Origin of the sequence: Pandoraea pneumonica (assembly GCF_049918595.1) — a bacterium.
Taxonomy (GTDB): domain Bacteria; phylum Pseudomonadota; class Gammaproteobacteria; order Burkholderiales; family Burkholderiaceae; genus Pandoraea; species Pandoraea pneumonica_A.
This window is the reverse complement of sequence record NZ_JBNCRZ010000001.1, coordinates 743266-760657: the sequence shown is the minus strand read 5'-3', so window position 1 is coordinate 760657 and position 17392 is coordinate 743266. Positions and strand designations below refer to the sequence as shown.

Here is a 17392-nt window from a genome sequence, read left to right as displayed (position 1 = left end):
CTGTGTTCAGATCACGTCATTCGTCGAATAGCGCCAGCACGCGGTACTCGATACTTGCGCGCGGCGGCACGGGCGCAACGGCATGCAGATCGTCGAAGGCACCATGCGGGACGAACCGTGTCGGTGCACTCGAATCGTAGCCAACGAACAGCAACATTTCCTCCGGCTGCATATCGCTGACGTAATGCCAGCGCTGCGTGTCTCGGTGCAGCACTTCATAGACTTGCCCGGCGCGTCCACCCGCCTGCTGGATGTCGATGGGGTGAAGATCGTCCGGCGCGACGCTACGGGTATCGCACAGCGCCAGCGGGTTGTCTCGCAACGGACCGATCAGCGGATGCCAAGCATTGAAAATCGCATAGCGCGCGGGCAGCGCGACGCCCGGTGCATGATCGGCGAGAATTTCTGCCGCCCGGCGCGGTCCCGATACGGCCGTGTAATCGCAATGCGCCCGGCGATCCGCCTTGCGTTTCACGACCTCGCCGCTTTCATTACGTTCGAGTGGCATGCCGCTCTCGCCCTGTCCCGCACCGCGCATCGTGAAGTCGAACACGATGACGCGCGTGGCGCCGATGGCCGCTTTGACCGTTTCGGCCACGGCTTCGAGTGCGGTGCCGGGAATGTATTCGGGAGGCAGGCCGAAGTTAGCCGCGGGCGTATGCAGCAGCACCGCAAAGCCTTCCCGATCAATGGATGGCGGCAGCGGCAGCGACCGGATATCTTGCACACGGACCGTGCATGGCAGCGACGCCGTTGCACCGTCGCCTGTCGGCGGCACGAAGAGCATGGTGCCGGTTGTTCCCTGCGTCGAAAGCATGGAGGCCGGACTCATTCGGAATCGCTACCGAAGTGCAGGGCGCCGATTTTGTTGCCGTCAGGGTCGCGAAAGTAAGCCGCATAAAGACCGGGCACACAGTCGCGCGTACCCGGCTGGCCTTCGCATGTCGCCATACCCGTCGCCATCGCGGCGGCGTAGATGGCCTGCACCTGCTCGGGACTGCTTGCGTCCAGACCCACCATGACGCCGTTGCCATTCGACGCCGGGGCGCCATTGTGCGGTGTCATGAGCATGAGTTCCGGCATCGGGCCGTCACTCGCACTAAAGGCAAGTGCGTGCTCATCGTCGTGCACGATGGTCGCGCCCAACGGGGCAAGCACCGCGTTGTAGAACGTCTTCGAACGGGCCAGATCGCTCGATCCGAGCGTGGTGTAAAGAATCATCGTGTGTCCTTGGATCGCCTGAGAGTGATTGTCTGCGCGTGGTGCATGGCATCGCGCGAGGAAAACCGAGTCTACTGAGCGGACACAGCGTTGTGCGGAAGGGAATTCCTAAACGGCTTTAGGGAGTCGCCTTGGTTTTGCAGACAATCGCCAGCAAAACCAAGGGAGATGGTGACGTCGGCAATGCTTATCGCACCGGGGCGATTTCGATGCCTTCGTCGAGTAGGAACGTGCGAATGCGTTGCGCGAATTCGAGCGCGTGATCGCCGTCGCCGTGCAGGCAAACGGTTTGTGCGTTGATCGGCACCAGCGTGCCGTCAATCGCGCGCACGCGTTGATCGCGCACCATCATCAGCGTTTGCGCCAGCGCGTCCTCTTCGCGTTCGATGAGTGCGCCCGGCGTGCCGCGTTTGACGAGCGAACCGTCCGCGTTGTATCCCCGGTCGGCGAAGACTTCCTCGACGGCATGCATACCGGCGGCGCTCGCGGCTTTCACCAACTGGCCACCCGCCAGGCCGAACACCGCCAAATCGGTGTCGAACGCACGAATCGCCTCGACAATCGTCTCGGCAAGCGCCGGATCGCGTGCGGCCTGGTTATAGAGCGCACCGTGCGGTTTCACGTGCGAGAGCCAGCCGCCTTGCGCGCGCACCATCGCCGCGAGCGCGCCGATCTGGTACAGCATGCCGGCGCGAATCTCGTCGAGCGGCAATTGCATCTCGGTGCGGCCGAAGTTCTCGCGATCGGGAAAGCTCGGATGCGCGCCGATGGCCACGCCGTTGGCAAGTGCCCAGCGCACCACTTGCTGCATGGTGCCGGCGTCGCCGGCGTGCCAGCCGCATGCAACATTGGCCGAACTGACAAGGGCGAGCAACGGCTCGTCGTAATCGCAACCTTCGCCAAGGTCGACGTTGAGGTCGATTTTCATCGTGGGGTTCTCCTGCGGGGACGCGGGGGCCGAGGGTCAGCGCTTACGCGAAATGGCCGGCCGGCGTGAAGTGTCCAGAATGCCGCGGTCATGCCACGCGAGGGCGCGCTCGATCTGCGCAAGGTAGCGCAATTGCTCTCGCCACGCCTCACGTGCTTCAGCCTGCGTGCACTCCGAGAAATAGAGGGTGCTGCCCAGCCGTGCTTGGCCCAGGCGCCATAGGTCGGCACTGATGACGGTGCCAATTTTGGGATATCCCCCGGTGGTCTGCGCATCGGCCAACAAAATGATCGGCTGGCCCGAGGGCGGCACCTGAATCACACCCGGCAGCACACCGTGCGAGGGCAGGTCGTGGGCGCGATTTTTCTTGCGCGCGAGCGCCTCCGGGCCGGCAAGCCGATAACCCATGCGGTTGCTGTTCGGCGTGACTTGCCACGGGTTTTCCCAGAACGTTTTGTGCGTGGCGGCCGTGAAATCGTCGTACTCGGGGCCGGGCAGTACGCGCACGCGATGCGCCAGCGGATCGGAGAGCCACAGCGGCGGACGCACACCCAACGGCCCGACGTTGTGGGTGGCGGCGCTGGCGTGGCCGATGCTTAGGCGATCGCCATCGTGCAATGCGCGGCCCTCATGACCGCCGAAACCGGCCGCCAGATCGGTGCTACGCGAACCGAGTGCCACAGGCACGTCGATGCCACCCGCCACCGCGAGGTACGTCCGCATACCGAAGCGAGCGGGGCGCAAGGTGAGCGTCTGGCCGCGTGCGACGGGAAAACGCCACCATGACCAGACGGGAACGCCGTCGAGATCGGCGTGGCAGTCGGCCCCGGTGAGCGCAACGACGGTGGCCGACGAGAAGCGCAGCGCGCACGTGCCCATCGTGATTTCGAGGGTGGCAGCGTTCAGGTCGTTGCCGACAAGTCGATTGGCGACAGCGCAGGCGAGCGGGTCGATGGCGCCGCCGCTGGCGACCCCGAATTCACGCTGACCGGTTCGGCCCAGATCCTGAACCGTGGTGAGCAGGCCGGCACGCAGGATATCGATCACAGGTCGAGGCTCGCGATAGTAAAGCGCACGCGATCGCCCGGCGCCAACAAGGCAGGCGGGGTCGCAGCGGGATCGAACAGGGCGCTCGCGGTGTGGCCGATGATCTGCCATCCGCCGGGCGATGTCAGGGGATACACGCCGGTCTGACTGCCGCCGATACCGACGGAGCCCGCCGGCACGGCCAGCCGGGGCTCGGCGCGCCGTGGCATGGCAATCGATTCGTCGAGCCCGCCCAGATACGGGAAGCCCGGCTGAAAGCCCAGGAAGTACACGATGTATTCCGGCGCGGTGTGGCGTTGTACGACGGTCTTGGGTTGCAGCCGCGCATGTTTGGCGACGTCATGCAGATCGGGGCCGTGTTTGCCGCCGTAATGCACGGGAATTTCGATATCGCGCCCGACGTCGCCCGCTGGCGGTTGGGATTGCCACGCTTCGCGCAGGCGTTCGCCGAGGGCTTCCTGATCGGTGGCGAGCGGGTCGAACAGCAGCGTGAGGTTGTTCATGCCCGGCACCACTTCGCGCACGTCGGGCCAGTTGCGCGCGAGCGACGCCACGTGCCAGACGCGGCGCTGGGCGCCAAGGCTGGGGGCGGTGCCGGCTTCGCAAACAAGGGCGCTGTCGCCGAGCGGCAGAATCTTGAGCGTCGTCATGAATTAGCGGGTAGTGCCGTGAGGGCGGTCGGCGGGATGGGAGGCGGGCGGCGCGTCGGGGCCGCGGTAGGTGGCCGATTCGGTCACGATGGCATCGAGTGCGAGATCGTGGGCTTCAGCGGTGAGTTCGGCGACTTCGAGCGCGTCGTAGGCGATGCCGAGCGTGCGAGGCACGGGCGAGAGCGAATGCAGGGTGCGGTCGTAGAAACCGCCGCCGTAGCCCAGGCGCAGGCCGGTGCGCGTGAAACCGACGCACGGCACCAGGAGCAGGTCGGGTACGAGCACTTCGGTGTCCTTCGGCACGGGAATTCGGTAGTGGCCTTCGGTCATGAGCGTGTCGGGCGTCCAGCGATGAAAGACCAGCGGCGTGGCGGGGGCGGTAACCACCGGCAGCGCGGCTAGGCGCACTGCGTTGGCGGCGTTCGCGGTGCCCGTTGCGCCCGTTGCGATTGAGGCGGTGGCTGCCTCGGCAAGCCAGTGGCCGACCACGCCTCGCGCATCGAATTCGCCCTGAATGGGCCAGTAGAAACCGATACAGCGCGGGGCGCACCGGGCGATCTCGTCGGCGAGCCGGTGCGCGAGCGCGGCATCGAGCGCGTCGCGCTCGGCGAGCGACTCGCGTGTGGCCAGCAGCGTACGGCGCAGCGCCCTTTTCTGGTGGGCGTTGGCCGCCGATTGGGCGGTGTCCCGTGCTATGCTTGAATCCACTTTTTACCCGACGCTCCCCCGAAGATGTCCGAACGTTTGACCCGAGTATATCGCGCCGCCGCGCTTGCCCTGAGCGCCGCGGCGCTTGTCGCGTGCAGCACCACGCAGGCGACCGGCCGCCCCAAGGCGCAACCGGCGGCAAGCCGCTCGGCACCAACGGCCACGTCTGCCGACGCGCTCTCGCAGCGTTCGCCGGACGACATCTTCGTCCAGCTTCGCGAAGCCGCCCGCACCAACGATGCCCCGCGTGCCACTGCGCTCGCGGCGATGCTCTCCGATTACGACGTGCCGTCGTATGTCCAGTACTTCCAGATCAAGTCGCGCATGTTCGATCGCTCGGGCAAGGCGCTGATCGACACCCCCGACGACGATATCCGTGCCTTCTTGCGCACATATGACGGTCAGGCGATTGCCGACCGTATGCGCAACGACTGGCTGCTGGTACTGGGCAAGCGTCACGACTGGCAGACGTTCGACACGGAATACCCGAAGTTCGCGCTCGACGACGACACGCAGGTCAAGTGCTATGCGTTGATGTCGCGCGCGGCGCGTGGCGAGAACGTGACGCAAGCAGCGACCGATCTGCTGACCACGCCGAAGTACTACGGCGAAGGTTGCGTCGACATGATCAATACACTGGCCGCGAACGGTCAGTTGCCGCGTAAGGAAGTCTGGCATCAGATGCGTCTGGCCTACGAGGAGAACTACACCTCGCTGGGTAAGCAGATTGCCGATGCTCTAGGTGCCGTTCGACCGGACGACAGCCTGCTCGATATGGCCGCCAACCGCCCGACGCAGATCCTTGCACGTGGCGTCGATGGCTCGGAGCAATCGCGTCAGCTCGCGTTGCTGGCCACCGTGCGCATGGCACGCTCGGACGCCGGTCTGGCCGCGAGCAGCTTTGCGGGCGTGGCAGGCAGCCTGTCGCAGGACGAGCGCGCCATCGGTTGGGGCGCGATCGGCATGCGCGGTGCGCTCTCGCAGAACCCGATGGCGATCAGTTGGTACCGCCAGGCGGGCACGGCCAAGCTCTCGAACACGGCGCAAGAATGGAAGATTCGCGCAGCCCTTCGCGCGGGTGACTGGAATCTCGTGCGCACCGGCATCGAAGCCATGCCGTCCGGCTTGCGCGACGACGGCGTGTGGACGTACTGGTACGGCCGTGCGCTGCGCGAAGCGGGGCAGGGCGATGCGGCGCGCACGCAATTCCAGAAGATTGCGATGCAGCCGAATTTCTATGGCCAACTGGCCAATGAAGAACTGGGCAACAAGACGTCTGTGCCGCCGCGCACCAGCGTTACGCAGGCCGAGATCGATGCCAATCGTGCAAACCCGGGCTTCCAGCGCGCTGCGAAGTTCTATGCGCTGGGTCTGCGCTTCGAAGGTAATCGCGAGTGGAACTGGGAGCTGCGCAACATGACGGACCGGCAATTGCTGGCCGCCGCGCAGTACGCCAAGAACATCGAGCTGTTCGATCGCACGGTCAATACGGCGGATCGCACGAAGGTCGAGCACGACTTCACGCTGCGTTATCTGATGCCGTTCCGCGATGTGCTGGAGCGCAACGCCGCTGCCGTCGATCTCGACGAAGCGTGGGCTTACGGTCTGATTCGTCAGGAATCGCGCTTCATCATCGATGCGCGCTCGTCGGCCGGTGCCGGTGGCCTGATGCAGATCATGCCCGCGACGGCGAAGATGGTCGCCAAGAAGATCGGCATGGATTACGAGCCGGGCATGATGCACGACATCAACGTCAATATTCGTCTGGGCACGAGCTATCTGTCGTCGATCTATAACCAGTTCGACGGCTCGGCCGTGCTGGCCTCGGCCGGTTACAACGCCGGTCCGGGCCGTCCGCGCACGTGGCGCTCCACGCTCGATCGCCCGGTGGAAGGCGCGATCTTCGCCGAGACGATCCCGTTCAATGAAACGCGGGCTTATGTCGAGAATGTGCTGTCGAACACCACGTATTACTCGGCCCTGATTACGGGCCGTCCGCAATCGCTCAAGGAGCGGCTTGGCGTAATCCTGCCCCAGTGACGTACCCGGGGCGCGGGCCGCGCGCCCAAGGTCATGACTCGGAGGTGACGCATGCGCTATAACGTTTGTGTCGTCGGTGGCACCGGTTTCATCGGTGGCCATCTGGTCGCCCGGTTAGTGTCGTCGGGGCACGCAGTGCGGCTGCCGACACGGCGCGTCGAAGCCGCCAAGGCCCTCGGTGTGCTGCCGGGCGTGGAACTCGTCGAGTGCGATGTGCACGACCCCCGCGCGCTGGAGCGCGTGATCGCGGGCAGCGACGCGGTGATTAATCTGGTCGGTGTGTTGCACAGCGACCGCGGCACGCCCTACGGACGAGCCTTCGCCCGTGCGCACGTGGAGCTGCCGCGCAAGATTGCGCAGGCATGCAGCGATCGCGGCATCAGTCGCTTGCTGCATATGAGCGCACTGGGTGCCGATTCCAACGGCCCGAGCATGTATCAGCGCTCGAAGGGCGATGGCGAGAAGGCAATCCGCGAGACAGGGATTCCCGTCACGATCTTCCGCCCCTCGGTTGTCTTCGGTCCCGGCGACAACTTCCTCAATACCTTTGCCCGTTTGCAACGCCGCTTACCGGTGGTGCCGCTCGCGAGTGCGAAAGCGCGCTTTCAGCCGATCTATGTCATCGATGTGGCGCAGGCGTTTGCTGGGGCGCTCGACAACGATGCGACGCTCGGCAAGACATATGAGTTGGGCGGTCCGCAGGTGTACACGCTCGAAGAACTCGTGCGCTTTGCTGGCGCGGTGTGTGGCTGCGAGCGTCCGATTCTGCCGCTGACCGAGGGCGCGGCGCGCTTGCAGGCGGCCGTCTTCGAGAAGCTGCCCGGCGACCCGGTCATCACACGCGACAATCTCGATTCGATGCGCGTCGATAACGTGATGACAGGACCGTTGGCTCCCGAGCTGAACCTCACGCCCAATGGTCTCGAGATCGCCGTCGATTATCTCGATGGCGACAACTGGGAGCGGCGGTTGTCGGATTACCGGCGCTACGCCGGCCGCTGAAGGCGGCGCGCGGGCGCTGCGCTACCCCCTCAATCGTTTTCGCAAACTGATCGTTATCGCGTGCGTATCGTGTGCGCGCAAGGAAAGTCCTCATGCAACTGATCGTCGCCAACAAGCGCTATTCCTCGTGGTCGATGCGCCCGTGGGTTCTGCTCAAGCATTTCGGCATTGCGTTTGAAGAGTGCAACGTGTGGCTCGCCCAGCCCGACTCACGTGAGCAGATTCTTCGCTACTCCCCCACCGGCAAAGTGCCGTGTCTGATCGATAACGGCATCACCGTGTGGGACTCCCTCTCGATTTGCGAGTACCTCGCCGAGAGCTATCCGCACCTGCCGCTGTGGCCGTCGTCGCGCGAAGCTCGTGCACACGCTCGCAGCGTTTGCGCCGAGATGCACAGCGGGTTCGGCGCACTGCGCAACAGCATGTTCATGAACGTGGGCGCGCATTGGCCGGGCGCTGCGGCAACGCCTGAGACGCTCGCCGATGTGCGCCGCATCGAGGCCATTTGGGAAGACTGTCTCGCGCGTCACGACGGCCCGTTCTTGTTCGGCGATTTCACGATTGCCGACGCGTTCTATGCCCCGGTAGTGATGCGTTTCGCCACGTTCGAACCGGCCCTCTCGGCGCACGCACAGGCTTACGCCGACCGCATCCGCGAAGTGCCTGCGGTGCAGGCGTGGGTGGCGGCGGGCAAGGGCGAGGCGCAACGTGTGGCTTACTACGAATCGCGTCCATGAAGATTTACGCCGTCGGCGGCGCCATTCGCGACGCCATGTTGGGTCTGCCGGTCAAAGATCGCGACTACGTTGTGGTGGGCGCGACGCCCGAGGAAATGGTGCAACTGGGCTATAAGCCGGTTGGCCGCGACTTTCCGGTTTTCCTGCATCCGAAAACGCGTGCCGAGTACGCGCTTGCGCGCACCGAGCGTAAGACGGCGCGCGGTTATCACGGGTTTTCGTTCTATTTCGCCCCCGAAGTTACGCTGGAAGAAGATCTGATTCGGCGTGATTTCACGATCAATGCGATGGCGCGCGAGGTGCTGTCCGACGACAGCCTGTCCGACACGCTGGTCGACCCCTACGGCGGTGCGCGTGACCTGAAGGCACGTCTGTTTCGTCACGTTGGCCCGGCATTCGCCGAAGACCCGGTACGTATTCTTCGTTGCGGACGCTTTGCGGCGCGCTTCACCGACTTCTCGGTCGCTGACGAGACGCTCGACCTGATGCGCGAGATGACCGCAAATGGCGAAGTCGACGCGTTGGTTGCCGAGCGCGTCTGGCAAGAACTTTCACGCGGATTGATGGAAAACCGACCGTCGCGCATGTTCGACGTGTTGCGCGATGCGGGGGCCCTGGAGCGGATCCTGCCCGAGTTGGCTCGCCTATGGGGTGTGCCGCAACGTGCCGACTATCACCCGGAAGTCGACACGGGCGTGCACGTGATGATGGTGTTGGACTTTGCCGCGGCGCAGGGGTATTCGCTGCCGGTGCGTTTTGCGGCGCTCACGCACGATCTCGGCAAAGGCACCACGCCTGACGACGTGCTGCCGCGTCATATCGGCCACGAAGGGCGTAGCGTCGATCTGCTTGGCCCGTTGTGCGCACGTTTGCGCGTGCCGGTCGAATGTCGTGAATTGGCGCAGGTAGTCGCGCGCGAGCACGGCAACATTCATGCAAGTGGGAAGTTCGGCGCATCGGCGCTGGTGCGCTTGCTTGAGCGTTGCGACGCGTTGCGCAAGCCCGAGCGATTTGTCGAGATTCTGCAAGCGTGTGAAGCGGATGCGCGTGGTAGAGGCGGGGATTTTCCGAAGGTGCCTTACGCGCAACGAGACCGTCTGATGGCGGCGCTCGAAGCCGCCCGGTCCGTCGATGCCGGCGCCGTTGCGCGCCAGTATGCCGACAATCCGGCGAAGATTCGTGAAGCGGTGCAAGCCGCACGGATCGATGCAGTCGAGGCCGCAGGTCTCGCCGCCAAGGACGACGCCTGAGACGGCACGTTCTTTATCTTGACGGCTTTTCGAGTGACGCCGGGTGGGGGCTTGCCGCCGCGGTATCGGGCCGGTCGTCGATCTCCCGAAGAAACGTTTCCTCCAGCAAATCGGCCGACTCGGGCAGTGGCGGTAACGCACGGCCCGAGATCTTGATGCGCTCCATCTCGATGGAGACGCTGTAGCTTCGTCTCTCGCGATGGCACACATGGTCTCGCTGGCGATCGACGATGTGTCGCATTTCTGCGGCTTCTTCCGCCGTGGTGCACGAGTGGCGTCGTACGTAATCGGCAAGACGGCCTCGTGACTGGGTGTGCCGCATGATCGAGGGCGGCAGCAAGGCGTCGCTTTGTTTGAACGAGAGGTGATGAAACTCGACGGCGTCGTCGAATTCGCCGGCGCGGAGTCGCCGGTGGAGCGATTCGAACGTGCTCGCCTGTTTGAACATGGTCGTGCAGGCCACCAGACTAAATATGCCGCAGTCGATTGCGCTTTGTTGAGTGCGGGTCTCGAAGATGAGCAGGTTGCGGTTGGGCCAATCGAATCCAGCGGGCTTGTGGTGCGCCAGCGCTTGGCACAGGCGTATCGCGAGCTTTGACGCACCCTCACCGTTCATTGATCCGGACTCGAGCAGAATCACCGATGGCTGAGCGTCGAAAAAGGCCAAATCAAAGGCGGCGAAGTGAATACCGTCAGCTCCCATATTGACCACGCCCTGCTCCCGGCCCTCGGCTTCCGGCAGTCGATAGCGCTGCAATATGTGTTCCACCAACGCCTCTGGATATTCGAAGTACGACGCGCGCATGCCTGGGCGGCGGGCGCACTCGGAGGCGATGAGTTGAGGCAGGAATTTCCCGTCGACACAGGCCATGCTCGGGCATTGCTTATCCGCCGAGAGAAAACTCACGGCGAAGTTGTAGTAGGCGTGTAGCGTTCGTGGGAACGAATAACGCAATGCTTCGGGGCCACTGGCATCGATTGCCGAGCGAATCTCGGCGAATGGAAAATGATTGGGTGGGCTGACTCGGCGGGGGCCGTCATCCTGTGCCGCGCCCGGGACGGGGGCTGGCAAAGAGACGCTCCTGGTGAGCGACCAGTGAGATATCGGGTGCATAGGCTCTGGAGAATAGAAAAAGCCGCCATGATGGCGGCTTCCCCGTCTCGCTCGCTTCACTGCTTTACGCGAGGGTTTCGGTATTCCATCGAATCCGAAACGAAACCTCCGCGCAATCTTGGTACCGACTTACTCAAACGCGTGATCGTTCGGATTCGCGTAGAGCTGCTTGAGCTGCTCGCTCATCGGGAAGTTGAAGTTGATGTTCTTCGGCGGCACCGGCGACTCGAACCACTTCTTGTACATCGTGTTGATTTCGCCGCTCTTCATCACACCGGCGAGCGTGTCGTCCACGAGCTTTTTAAACTCCGTGTCGCCGTGTTTCATCATGAAGCCGTACGCTTCGAACGATTGCGGCGTGCCGGTCACGACCCAGTCGTCGGGGTTGCGGCCCATGGTGCGCGCACCGGCGAGCAGCACGTCGTCCATCATGAAACCTTGCACGCGCCCGCCTTGCAGCATGATGAACGACTCGCCGTAATCCTTGCCGGCGATCACGCTCATGTTCATCTTCTTGTCGTTGTTCATCTTGTTGAGGATGCGCTCCGACGTGGTACCCGCATTGGTCACGACGGCCTTACCCGCGAGATCCGGGAAGTCTTTGACGCCCGAATTCTTGTTCACCAGCAAACGCGTGCCGGCCACGAAGAAGGTATCCGAGAAGTTGACCTGTGCCTGACGGGCTTTCAGGTTCGTAGTCACACCGCACTCGATGTCGACCGTGCCGTTTTGCACCAGTGCGATGCGATTCTGCGACGTCACGGGGATGAAGCGCACTTGCAGATCCGGCTTCTTGAGCTTGGTCTTCACCGCGTCGACGACCTTGTTGCAGAGGTCTTGCGAGTAGCCGATGACGTTGTGATTGTTGTCGTAGTACGAGAACGGGATCGACGACTCACGATGGCCGATCGAAATGACACCGCTGCTCTCGATCTTTTGCAGCGTTTCCGATGCGCTCTGTGCTTGCGCTGCGCCCGTAGCGATGCTCATCGCCACGCCCAGCACTACCCCGGTCCATCGCGCCTTGGTCTGCATCTTGATCATGCCCTGCTCCTGAAAAGGTCTCACCGTGATTCACGACTGAATCGTTTGTTTCATACTAATTTTTTTGCAACAAATGATCAAATACTTGTTAACCCTAGCGATGATGGGGTTAAGCGGGCGCAGTGCACGCGCGTTGGCCAGCGCGTCCTGTGCGGCGGCGCAGGGCGTGACGTGACGGTATGACTAGGAGGGAAGTTTGCCGCTCGACTGTGACTGCAACAGCTGTTGCAGGTGGGCAGCGCTCAGAGCAGGCGAATCAGCAGATTGAAGACGAGCGACAGGAGGACCGTCGAGCCGAACGGGAAGAGCATTTCCCGGCCGCGCCAGCGCACGCGCAAATCGCCGGGCAGGCGGCCAATGCCGAGTTTGGACAGCCAGGGAGAGGCCGCCGAGAGGATGCAGACCGCGATGAAGATCGTAAACATCCAGCGGAACATCGGCGTGGCCTTAGTAGAAGAGAGGGACGATCAGAGCGCGTGACTGCGGTCGCCAGTGGCAAAGCCGATGAGTCCGGCCCATTCGTCCATGCCGCGTCCGAAGGCGATCACCTTGAAGAGCTCGCCCATTTCCGCTTCTGAGAGCAGCTTCTGCGCGGCATTGGCCGCTGGCAGGAACGTGGCCGGGTCGGTCGGGTCGAGCGCACTCATCAGATCGACGATGCCCGCATTGAGCAGGAATCGCGCCTGCGACGTGAAGCCCAGCAGGTCGAGGCCCGCTTCCACGCCCGCGTCGGCGATGCCGGAGAATTCCACGTGCGCGGTGATGTCTTGCAGGCCCGGGTAATAGAACGGATCGTCGTGCGCGTGATGGCGGTAGTGGCACATCAGCGTGCCTTGTCCGCGCTGCGGGTGGTAGTACTCGCGCGCTGGGAAACCGTAATCGATGAGCAGGAGCACGCCGCGCGCGAGCAACGGGGCTACGCTGCGCACGAAGGCCATTCCGGCTTCATGCGTTTCGGTCAGGTATTCCTGTGTAGGCGGCAAGCCGTCGAGGGCGGCGAGCGCTTCAGGCAACAGGCCGGTGTGCAACCGTTCTTCCCACGCGAAGCCGTCGTCGCCCACGACCACACCGCGCTCGAACCAGACCGGCTGACCGTGGGCGTCCGGACGGCGTGCCCAGAGTCGCACGGGCATGGCGTCGAGCACTTCGTTGCCGAGCATCACGCCTTGGAAGGCGTCCGGCAGTTGGTCGAGCCACGTGACTTTATCCAGCAGATGCGGTGCGATGCGGGCGATAGTGTCGCGCTGACGGGCTCGCAGTTCGCCCGAGAGCTCCATGATCGAGTAGCGCTCACAGGGCGTGCCGTCCGCTTCCAGCGCGAGCAGGAGGTCGGCGGCAAGGCGTCCCGAGCCCGCACCGAACTCCAGCACCTGCGTGTCGCCGGTCTGTTCGAAGACTTCGGCGATCTGGCGCGCGAGCGTGCGGGCGAAGAACGGCGTGAGCTCCGGCGCGGTGACGAAGTCGCTGCCATCGGCCGCGAGGCGCCCGAATTTGGCGGCTCCGGCGGCGTAATAGCCCAGGCCGGGTGCGTAGAGTGCGAGTTCCATGAAGCGATCGAACGGCAGCCAGCCGCCGGCCGCGTCGATGGCGTCGGCAAGATGGGCCGTGAGGCGGCGCGAGTGTTCGAGCGCGTCGGCCTCTGGAACGGGTAAACTATGGGGTTTCGGTGCGGCCTGATTCATGCCGGCATTGTAACGGAGTCCGCGCAGACTATCTGCCGCGCCTTGTCATCTGGCGCGAGGCCCCGCCAATAGGCCGTCTTCAGCCCATTTGCGCGTGTTTTCGAGGTGACCGGGCTTGGCTGCACAAGCCACTTCGTCATTCGATGCCCCGAGGGCCCTTGGGCCGCCGCCGTCGAAAGTGCCTGCATCACCCAGATTTCACCTGCCCCCTGACAGGAAACCGACGCATGACCGTTGCACCCACGCCACGCTTCTCGCCCGCTCCCGGCGACGCCAATGCCCGCACGCCTGCCGTGCCGCGCGTGGCGCTTGTCACGGGCGGCGCGCGCCGTATTGGCCGCGCCATCGCGTTGCGGCTGGCTGGCATGGGCTGGGACGTCGCGGTGCATTACGAGCGTTCGCACGACGAGGCGCTCGAGACGGTCGCCGCGATCGAAGCCTTGGGTCGTCGTGCGGTGGCCTTGCAGGCATCGCTGGCCGACGAGGCCGCGACAGTGGGCTTGATTGCCCGCTGCACCGAGGCGCTGGGCGTGCCGGGCTGTCTGGTGAATAACGCCTCGCGCTTCGAGTACGATAGCGCCGCAGATTTCGGCTATCAGGCGCTCGAGCGCCATATGCGCGTGAATGCGGGCGCACCGTTGGTGCTTGCCCGCGAGATGTACACGGCGTTGGGCGAGTCGGGGCGCGGGGTTGTCGTCAATCTGCTCGATCAGAAGCTGGCGAACCCGAATCCCGATTACCTCTCCTACACGCTGTCGAAGGCGGCGCTCGATGTTGCCACGACACTGCTGGCGCAAGCCTTCGCGCCGCGACTTCGTGTAGTCGGTGTGGCGCCGGGGGTAACCCTGCTGTCGGTCGATCAGACCCCGGCTGGCTTTGCCGCCGCGCACGCCGCGACGCCGTTAGGCGCCTCGTCGACGCCGGAGGACATTGCGCAGGCCGTGGCCTATCTGGCCGATGCGCCGGCGGTGACCGGCACGGTGCTGTATGTCGATGGCGGACAGCATCTGGCGGCATCGTCGCGGGACGTAAAATTTCTGACCGAGCCGGCCGACGCCGACCGGTCTCGTTGATTGTCTTTAAGAGTTTTCAAAATGCATAGCGCTCTTTCCCACCCTCGCCTGATGGACTGCCGTCGCATGTTCCTGCGCGACTATGAAGTGTTCATCAACATCGGCGTGCACGATCACGAGAAGCGTGGCGAGCAGCGCGTGCTGATCAACGTGCAACTGTTCGTGCCGCTCGCCGAGAGCACGCCCGTGGCCGACAAGCTCGATGAAGTGGTCGACTACGACTTCATGCGCGAGACCATCGCCAAGCGCGTGGGACAAGGCCACATTCACTTGCAGGAAACGCTGTGCGACGATGTCGCCGCAGCCCTGCTGGCCCACCCGCGCGTGCGCGCCGTGGGCGTGTCGACCGAGAAGCCCGATGTCTACCCCGATTGCCACTCGGTGGGCATCGAGGTGTTCAAGATGAAGGGTGCCTGAAATGAGTGCCGTGATTTCCGAGACCGACGCCGCAGCGGCCTCGAGCGCTGCGACCGCATCGAGCCCTAACGTCGCCACCGACAGCGTCAAGAAGGCGCAGAAGCTCGCCTTCGAGAACAACAAGCTGGAGAAGCGTCTGTTCCGGCTGACGGGGCAGGCCATCGGCGACTACAACATGATCGAGCAGGGCGATCGCGTGATGGTGTGCATGTCGGGCGGTAAAGACAGCTACGCCATGCTCGATATCCTGCTCAAGCTGCGCGAGCGCGCGCCGATCGACTTTTCGATCGTCGCGGTGAACCTCGATCAGAAGCAGCCGGGTTTTCCGGAGCATGTGCTGCCCGATTATTTCCGCGCCATTGGCGTGGATTTTCATATCGAGAATCAGGACACGTATTCCATCGTCAAGCGCGTGGTGCCCGAGGGGAAGACCACCTGCTCGCTGTGCTCGCGCCTGCGCCGCGGCATTTTGTATCGTGTGGCGGGTGAGCTCGGCGCGACGAAGATTGCATTGGGCCATCACCGCGACGACATCATCGAGACGCTCTTCCTGAACATGTTCTACGGCGGCAAGCTCAAGGGCATGCCGCCTAAGTTGCAGTCGGATGACGGCAAGAATGTGGTGATCCGTCCGCTCGCGTATGTGCGCGAGCCGGATCTCGAGCGCTACGCCGAGTACAAGCAATTCCCGATCATTCCGTGCACGTTGTGCGGCAGCCAGCCGAACCTGAAGCGTGCGGAGATGAAGGCGCTGATTCGCCAGTGGGAGAAGCAACACCCGGGCCGCATCAAGTCGATTTTCAGTTCGCTGTCGAACGTGATCCCGTCGCATTTGATGGACGCGGGCATTCACGACTTCAAGAATCTGCGTGCCACCGGTCAGCCCGACCCGCTGGGCGATACGGCATTCGACGAAGTGCCGTGCGGCGACGAGAACGACGCCGGCATTATTCGCATCGCCAGCTTCGACGACTAAGACATCTCAGCTCGACGAATGGCCTAACCCCCATCGTGCGCATCGAAAGACGCGATGCGCACGACAAGAATTCCACAGAAGAATTTCTACTTTTCGACTCGTCACCTCGCCATGAATATTGTGATTCTCGCGGCCGGCATGGGTAAGCGCATGCGCTCCAAGCTGCCCAAAGTTCTGCAACCGCTGGCTGGCCGCCCACTGCTTTCGCATGTGATCGAAACGGCGCGCAAGCTCTCGCCGGGCAAGCTCATTGTGGTGGTCGGTCATGGCGGCGAAGCCGTGCGTGAAGCGGTGGCCGCCGATGACGTTTTCTTCGCAGAGCAAGCCCAGCAACTGGGCACTGGTCACGCGGTGCAGCAAGCGGTAGCGTTGCTCGATGAGTCGGTGCCGACGTTGGTGCTGTATGGCGATGTGCCGCTCACGCGCGCCGAGACGTTGCAGGGCCTGCTCGATGCCGCAGGCAGCGAAAAACTCGGCGTGTTGACGGTCGATCTTGAGAATCCCACCGGATATGGCCGAATCGTGCGCGATGCGGCGGGCAACGTTCTGCGAATCGTCGAACAGAAAGATGCCAACGATGCCGAGCGTGCCATCCGTGAAATCAATACCGGCATCCTCGTGGCCCCGACGCGTCACCTCAAGGGCTGGCTGGGCGGCCTGAAGAACCAGAATGCCCAAGGCGAGTACTACCTGACCGACGTGATCGCATGCGCCGTGGCCGACAACGTGCCGGTGGTGACCACGCAGCCCGCATTCGCCTGGGAGCCCAACGGCGTGAACGACAAGGCGCAGCTCGCTGAACTGGAGCGCGACTATCAACGCAACGCCGCAGCGGCGCTGCTGACGGCGGGCGTTACGCTCATCGATCCGAATCGTTTCGACTTGCGCGGCGAGATCGCCTGCGGCACCGACGTGTCGATCGACGTGAACTGTGTTTTCGAAGGCAAGGTTGTGATTGGCGACGGTGCGACGATTGGCGCGAACTGCGTGATCCGCAACACCACGATTGGCGCGGGCACGCGTATTGAGGCATTCAGCCATCTCGACGGTGCTGTGGTCGGCGCCGATGCCCACATCGGCCCCTACGCTCGACTGCGTCCGGGGGCGGATTTGGCCGATGAAGTCCATATCGGCAATTTCGTGGAAGTGAAGAATGCCACGCTCGCGAAGGGTTCCAAGGCGAATCACCTGGCGTATGTGGGCGATTCGACCGTGGGCGCACGCGTGAATATCGGTGCGGGCACGATCACCTGTAACTACGACGGCGCGAACAAGCACCGCACGGTGATCGAGGACGACGTCTTCATCGGATCGGACACGCAACTGGTCGCGCCAGTGACCGTGCGTCGCGGTACAACCATCGCGGCGGGCACGACGGTGTGGAAAGACACGCCGGAGAACGCGCTGGTGATGAACGGAAAAACGCAGGTGGCGAAAGACGGTTACGTTCGCCCGCGTAAGCAGAAGCAGTAAAATCGGCAGTTATGTGCTGGCGCGCGGGGC

The 17392-nt window shown here is 63.5% G+C and carries 18 protein-coding genes; 8 read left to right on the top strand and 10 right to left on the bottom strand.

Features of this window, described 5'->3' with window-relative positions; all coding sequences use genetic code 11:
• Window positions 1-16 precede the first annotated feature (16 nt).
• From ACPWR9_RS03595 to ACPWR9_RS03570, 6 genes are all read right to left on the bottom strand, one after another.
• Window positions 17-817, bottom strand: a complete 801-nt coding sequence (locus ACPWR9_RS03595) for a CmcJ/NvfI family oxidoreductase (RefSeq protein WP_426296430.1) — start codon at window positions 815-817, stop codon at window positions 17-19.
• An 11-nt stretch (window positions 818-828) separates the two neighbouring features.
• Window positions 829-1221: a VOC family protein gene (locus ACPWR9_RS03590; protein WP_426296431.1), complete on the bottom strand. Its 393-nt coding sequence runs from the start codon at window positions 1219-1221 to the stop codon at window positions 829-831.
• A 187-nt stretch (window positions 1222-1408) separates the two neighbouring features.
• Complete coding sequence (gene pxpA / locus ACPWR9_RS03585; RefSeq protein ID WP_426296432.1) at window positions 1409-2149, bottom strand: 5-oxoprolinase subunit PxpA; 741 nt, start codon at window positions 2147-2149, stop codon at window positions 1409-1411.
• Between the two features lie 36 nt (window positions 2150-2185).
• Window positions 2186-3196: a biotin-dependent carboxyltransferase family protein gene (locus ACPWR9_RS03580; protein ID WP_426296433.1), complete on the bottom strand. Its 1011-nt coding sequence runs from the start codon at window positions 3194-3196 to the stop codon at window positions 2186-2188.
• Window positions 3193-3846: a 5-oxoprolinase subunit PxpB gene (gene pxpB / locus ACPWR9_RS03575; protein WP_426296434.1), complete on the bottom strand. Its 654-nt coding sequence runs from the start codon at window positions 3844-3846 to the stop codon at window positions 3193-3195. The genes ACPWR9_RS03580 and pxpB overlap by 4 nt, the downstream gene beginning before the upstream one ends.
• A 3-nt stretch (window positions 3847-3849) precedes the next feature.
• Window positions 3850-4554: a 5-formyltetrahydrofolate cyclo-ligase gene (locus ACPWR9_RS03570; protein ID WP_426296435.1), complete on the bottom strand. Its 705-nt coding sequence runs from the start codon at window positions 4552-4554 to the stop codon at window positions 3850-3852.
• Between the two features lie 24 nt (window positions 4555-4578).
• Here ACPWR9_RS03570 and ACPWR9_RS03565 point away from each other — a divergent pair, with 24 nt between their 5' ends.
• The 4 genes from ACPWR9_RS03565 to ACPWR9_RS03550 all read left to right on the top strand — a co-directional run bounded on the left by ACPWR9_RS03565 (window position 4579) and on the right by ACPWR9_RS03550 (window position 9583).
• A complete protein-coding gene (locus tag ACPWR9_RS03565) occupies window positions 4579-6594 on the top strand; it encodes a transglycosylase SLT domain-containing protein (protein ID WP_426296436.1) in 2016 nt (671 codons plus the stop codon).
• 51 nt (window positions 6595-6645) lie between these two features.
• Complete coding sequence (locus ACPWR9_RS03560; RefSeq protein ID WP_426296437.1) at window positions 6646-7596, top strand: complex I NDUFA9 subunit family protein; 951 nt, start codon at window positions 6646-6648, stop codon at window positions 7594-7596.
• Between the two features lie 92 nt (window positions 7597-7688).
• A complete protein-coding gene (locus tag ACPWR9_RS03555) occupies window positions 7689-8333 on the top strand; it encodes a glutathione S-transferase family protein (RefSeq protein ID WP_426296438.1) in 645 nt (214 codons plus the stop codon).
• Window positions 8330-9583, top strand: a complete 1254-nt coding sequence (locus ACPWR9_RS03550; protein ID WP_426296439.1) for a multifunctional CCA addition/repair protein — start codon at window positions 8330-8332, stop codon at window positions 9581-9583. The genes ACPWR9_RS03555 and ACPWR9_RS03550 overlap by 4 nt, the downstream gene beginning before the upstream one ends.
• A 13-nt stretch (window positions 9584-9596) precedes the next feature.
• Here ACPWR9_RS03550 and ACPWR9_RS03545 read toward each other — a convergent pair whose 3' ends face one another.
• From ACPWR9_RS03545 to ACPWR9_RS03530, 4 genes are all read right to left on the bottom strand, one after another.
• Window positions 9597-10697: a YopJ family acetyltransferase gene (locus tag ACPWR9_RS03545; protein ID WP_426296634.1), complete on the bottom strand. Its 1101-nt coding sequence runs from the start codon at window positions 10695-10697 to the stop codon at window positions 9597-9599.
• 129 nt (window positions 10698-10826) lie between these two features.
• A complete protein-coding gene (locus tag ACPWR9_RS03540) occupies window positions 10827-11732 on the bottom strand; it encodes a glutamate/aspartate ABC transporter substrate-binding protein (RefSeq protein ID WP_426296635.1) in 906 nt (301 codons plus the stop codon).
• 251 nt (window positions 11733-11983) lie between these two features.
• Complete coding sequence (locus tag ACPWR9_RS03535) at window positions 11984-12178, bottom strand: DUF2905 domain-containing protein (RefSeq protein ID WP_426296440.1); 195 nt, start codon at window positions 12176-12178, stop codon at window positions 11984-11986.
• Between the two features lie 30 nt (window positions 12179-12208).
• A complete protein-coding gene (locus ACPWR9_RS03530) occupies window positions 12209-13423 on the bottom strand; it encodes a class I SAM-dependent methyltransferase (protein ID WP_426296441.1) in 1215 nt (404 codons plus the stop codon).
• A gap of 227 nt (window positions 13424-13650) precedes the next feature.
• Here ACPWR9_RS03530 and ACPWR9_RS03525 point away from each other — a divergent pair, with 227 nt between their 5' ends.
• The 4 genes from ACPWR9_RS03525 to glmU all read left to right on the top strand — a co-directional run bounded on the left by ACPWR9_RS03525 (window position 13651) and on the right by glmU (window position 17362).
• Window positions 13651-14496, top strand: coding sequence for an SDR family oxidoreductase (locus ACPWR9_RS03525; protein WP_426296442.1), 846 nt, complete (start codon window positions 13651-13653; stop codon window positions 14494-14496).
• A gap of 21 nt (window positions 14497-14517) precedes the next feature.
• The gene (locus tag ACPWR9_RS03520) at window positions 14518-14913 is read left to right on the top strand and encodes a dihydroneopterin aldolase (RefSeq protein WP_150679726.1); all 396 of its coding nucleotides are present in this window, start codon (window positions 14518-14520) and stop codon (window positions 14911-14913) included.
• A gap of 1 nt (window position 14914) precedes the next feature.
• On the top strand, window positions 14915-15889 hold the full coding sequence (ttcA, locus tag ACPWR9_RS03515; protein WP_426296443.1) for a tRNA 2-thiocytidine(32) synthetase TtcA: 975 nt from the start codon (window positions 14915-14917) through the stop codon (window positions 15887-15889).
• Between the two features lie 111 nt (window positions 15890-16000).
• A complete protein-coding gene (gene glmU, locus ACPWR9_RS03510; RefSeq protein WP_426296444.1) occupies window positions 16001-17362 on the top strand; it encodes a bifunctional UDP-N-acetylglucosamine diphosphorylase/glucosamine-1-phosphate N-acetyltransferase GlmU in 1362 nt (453 codons plus the stop codon).
• Window positions 17363-17392 lie beyond the last annotated feature (30 nt).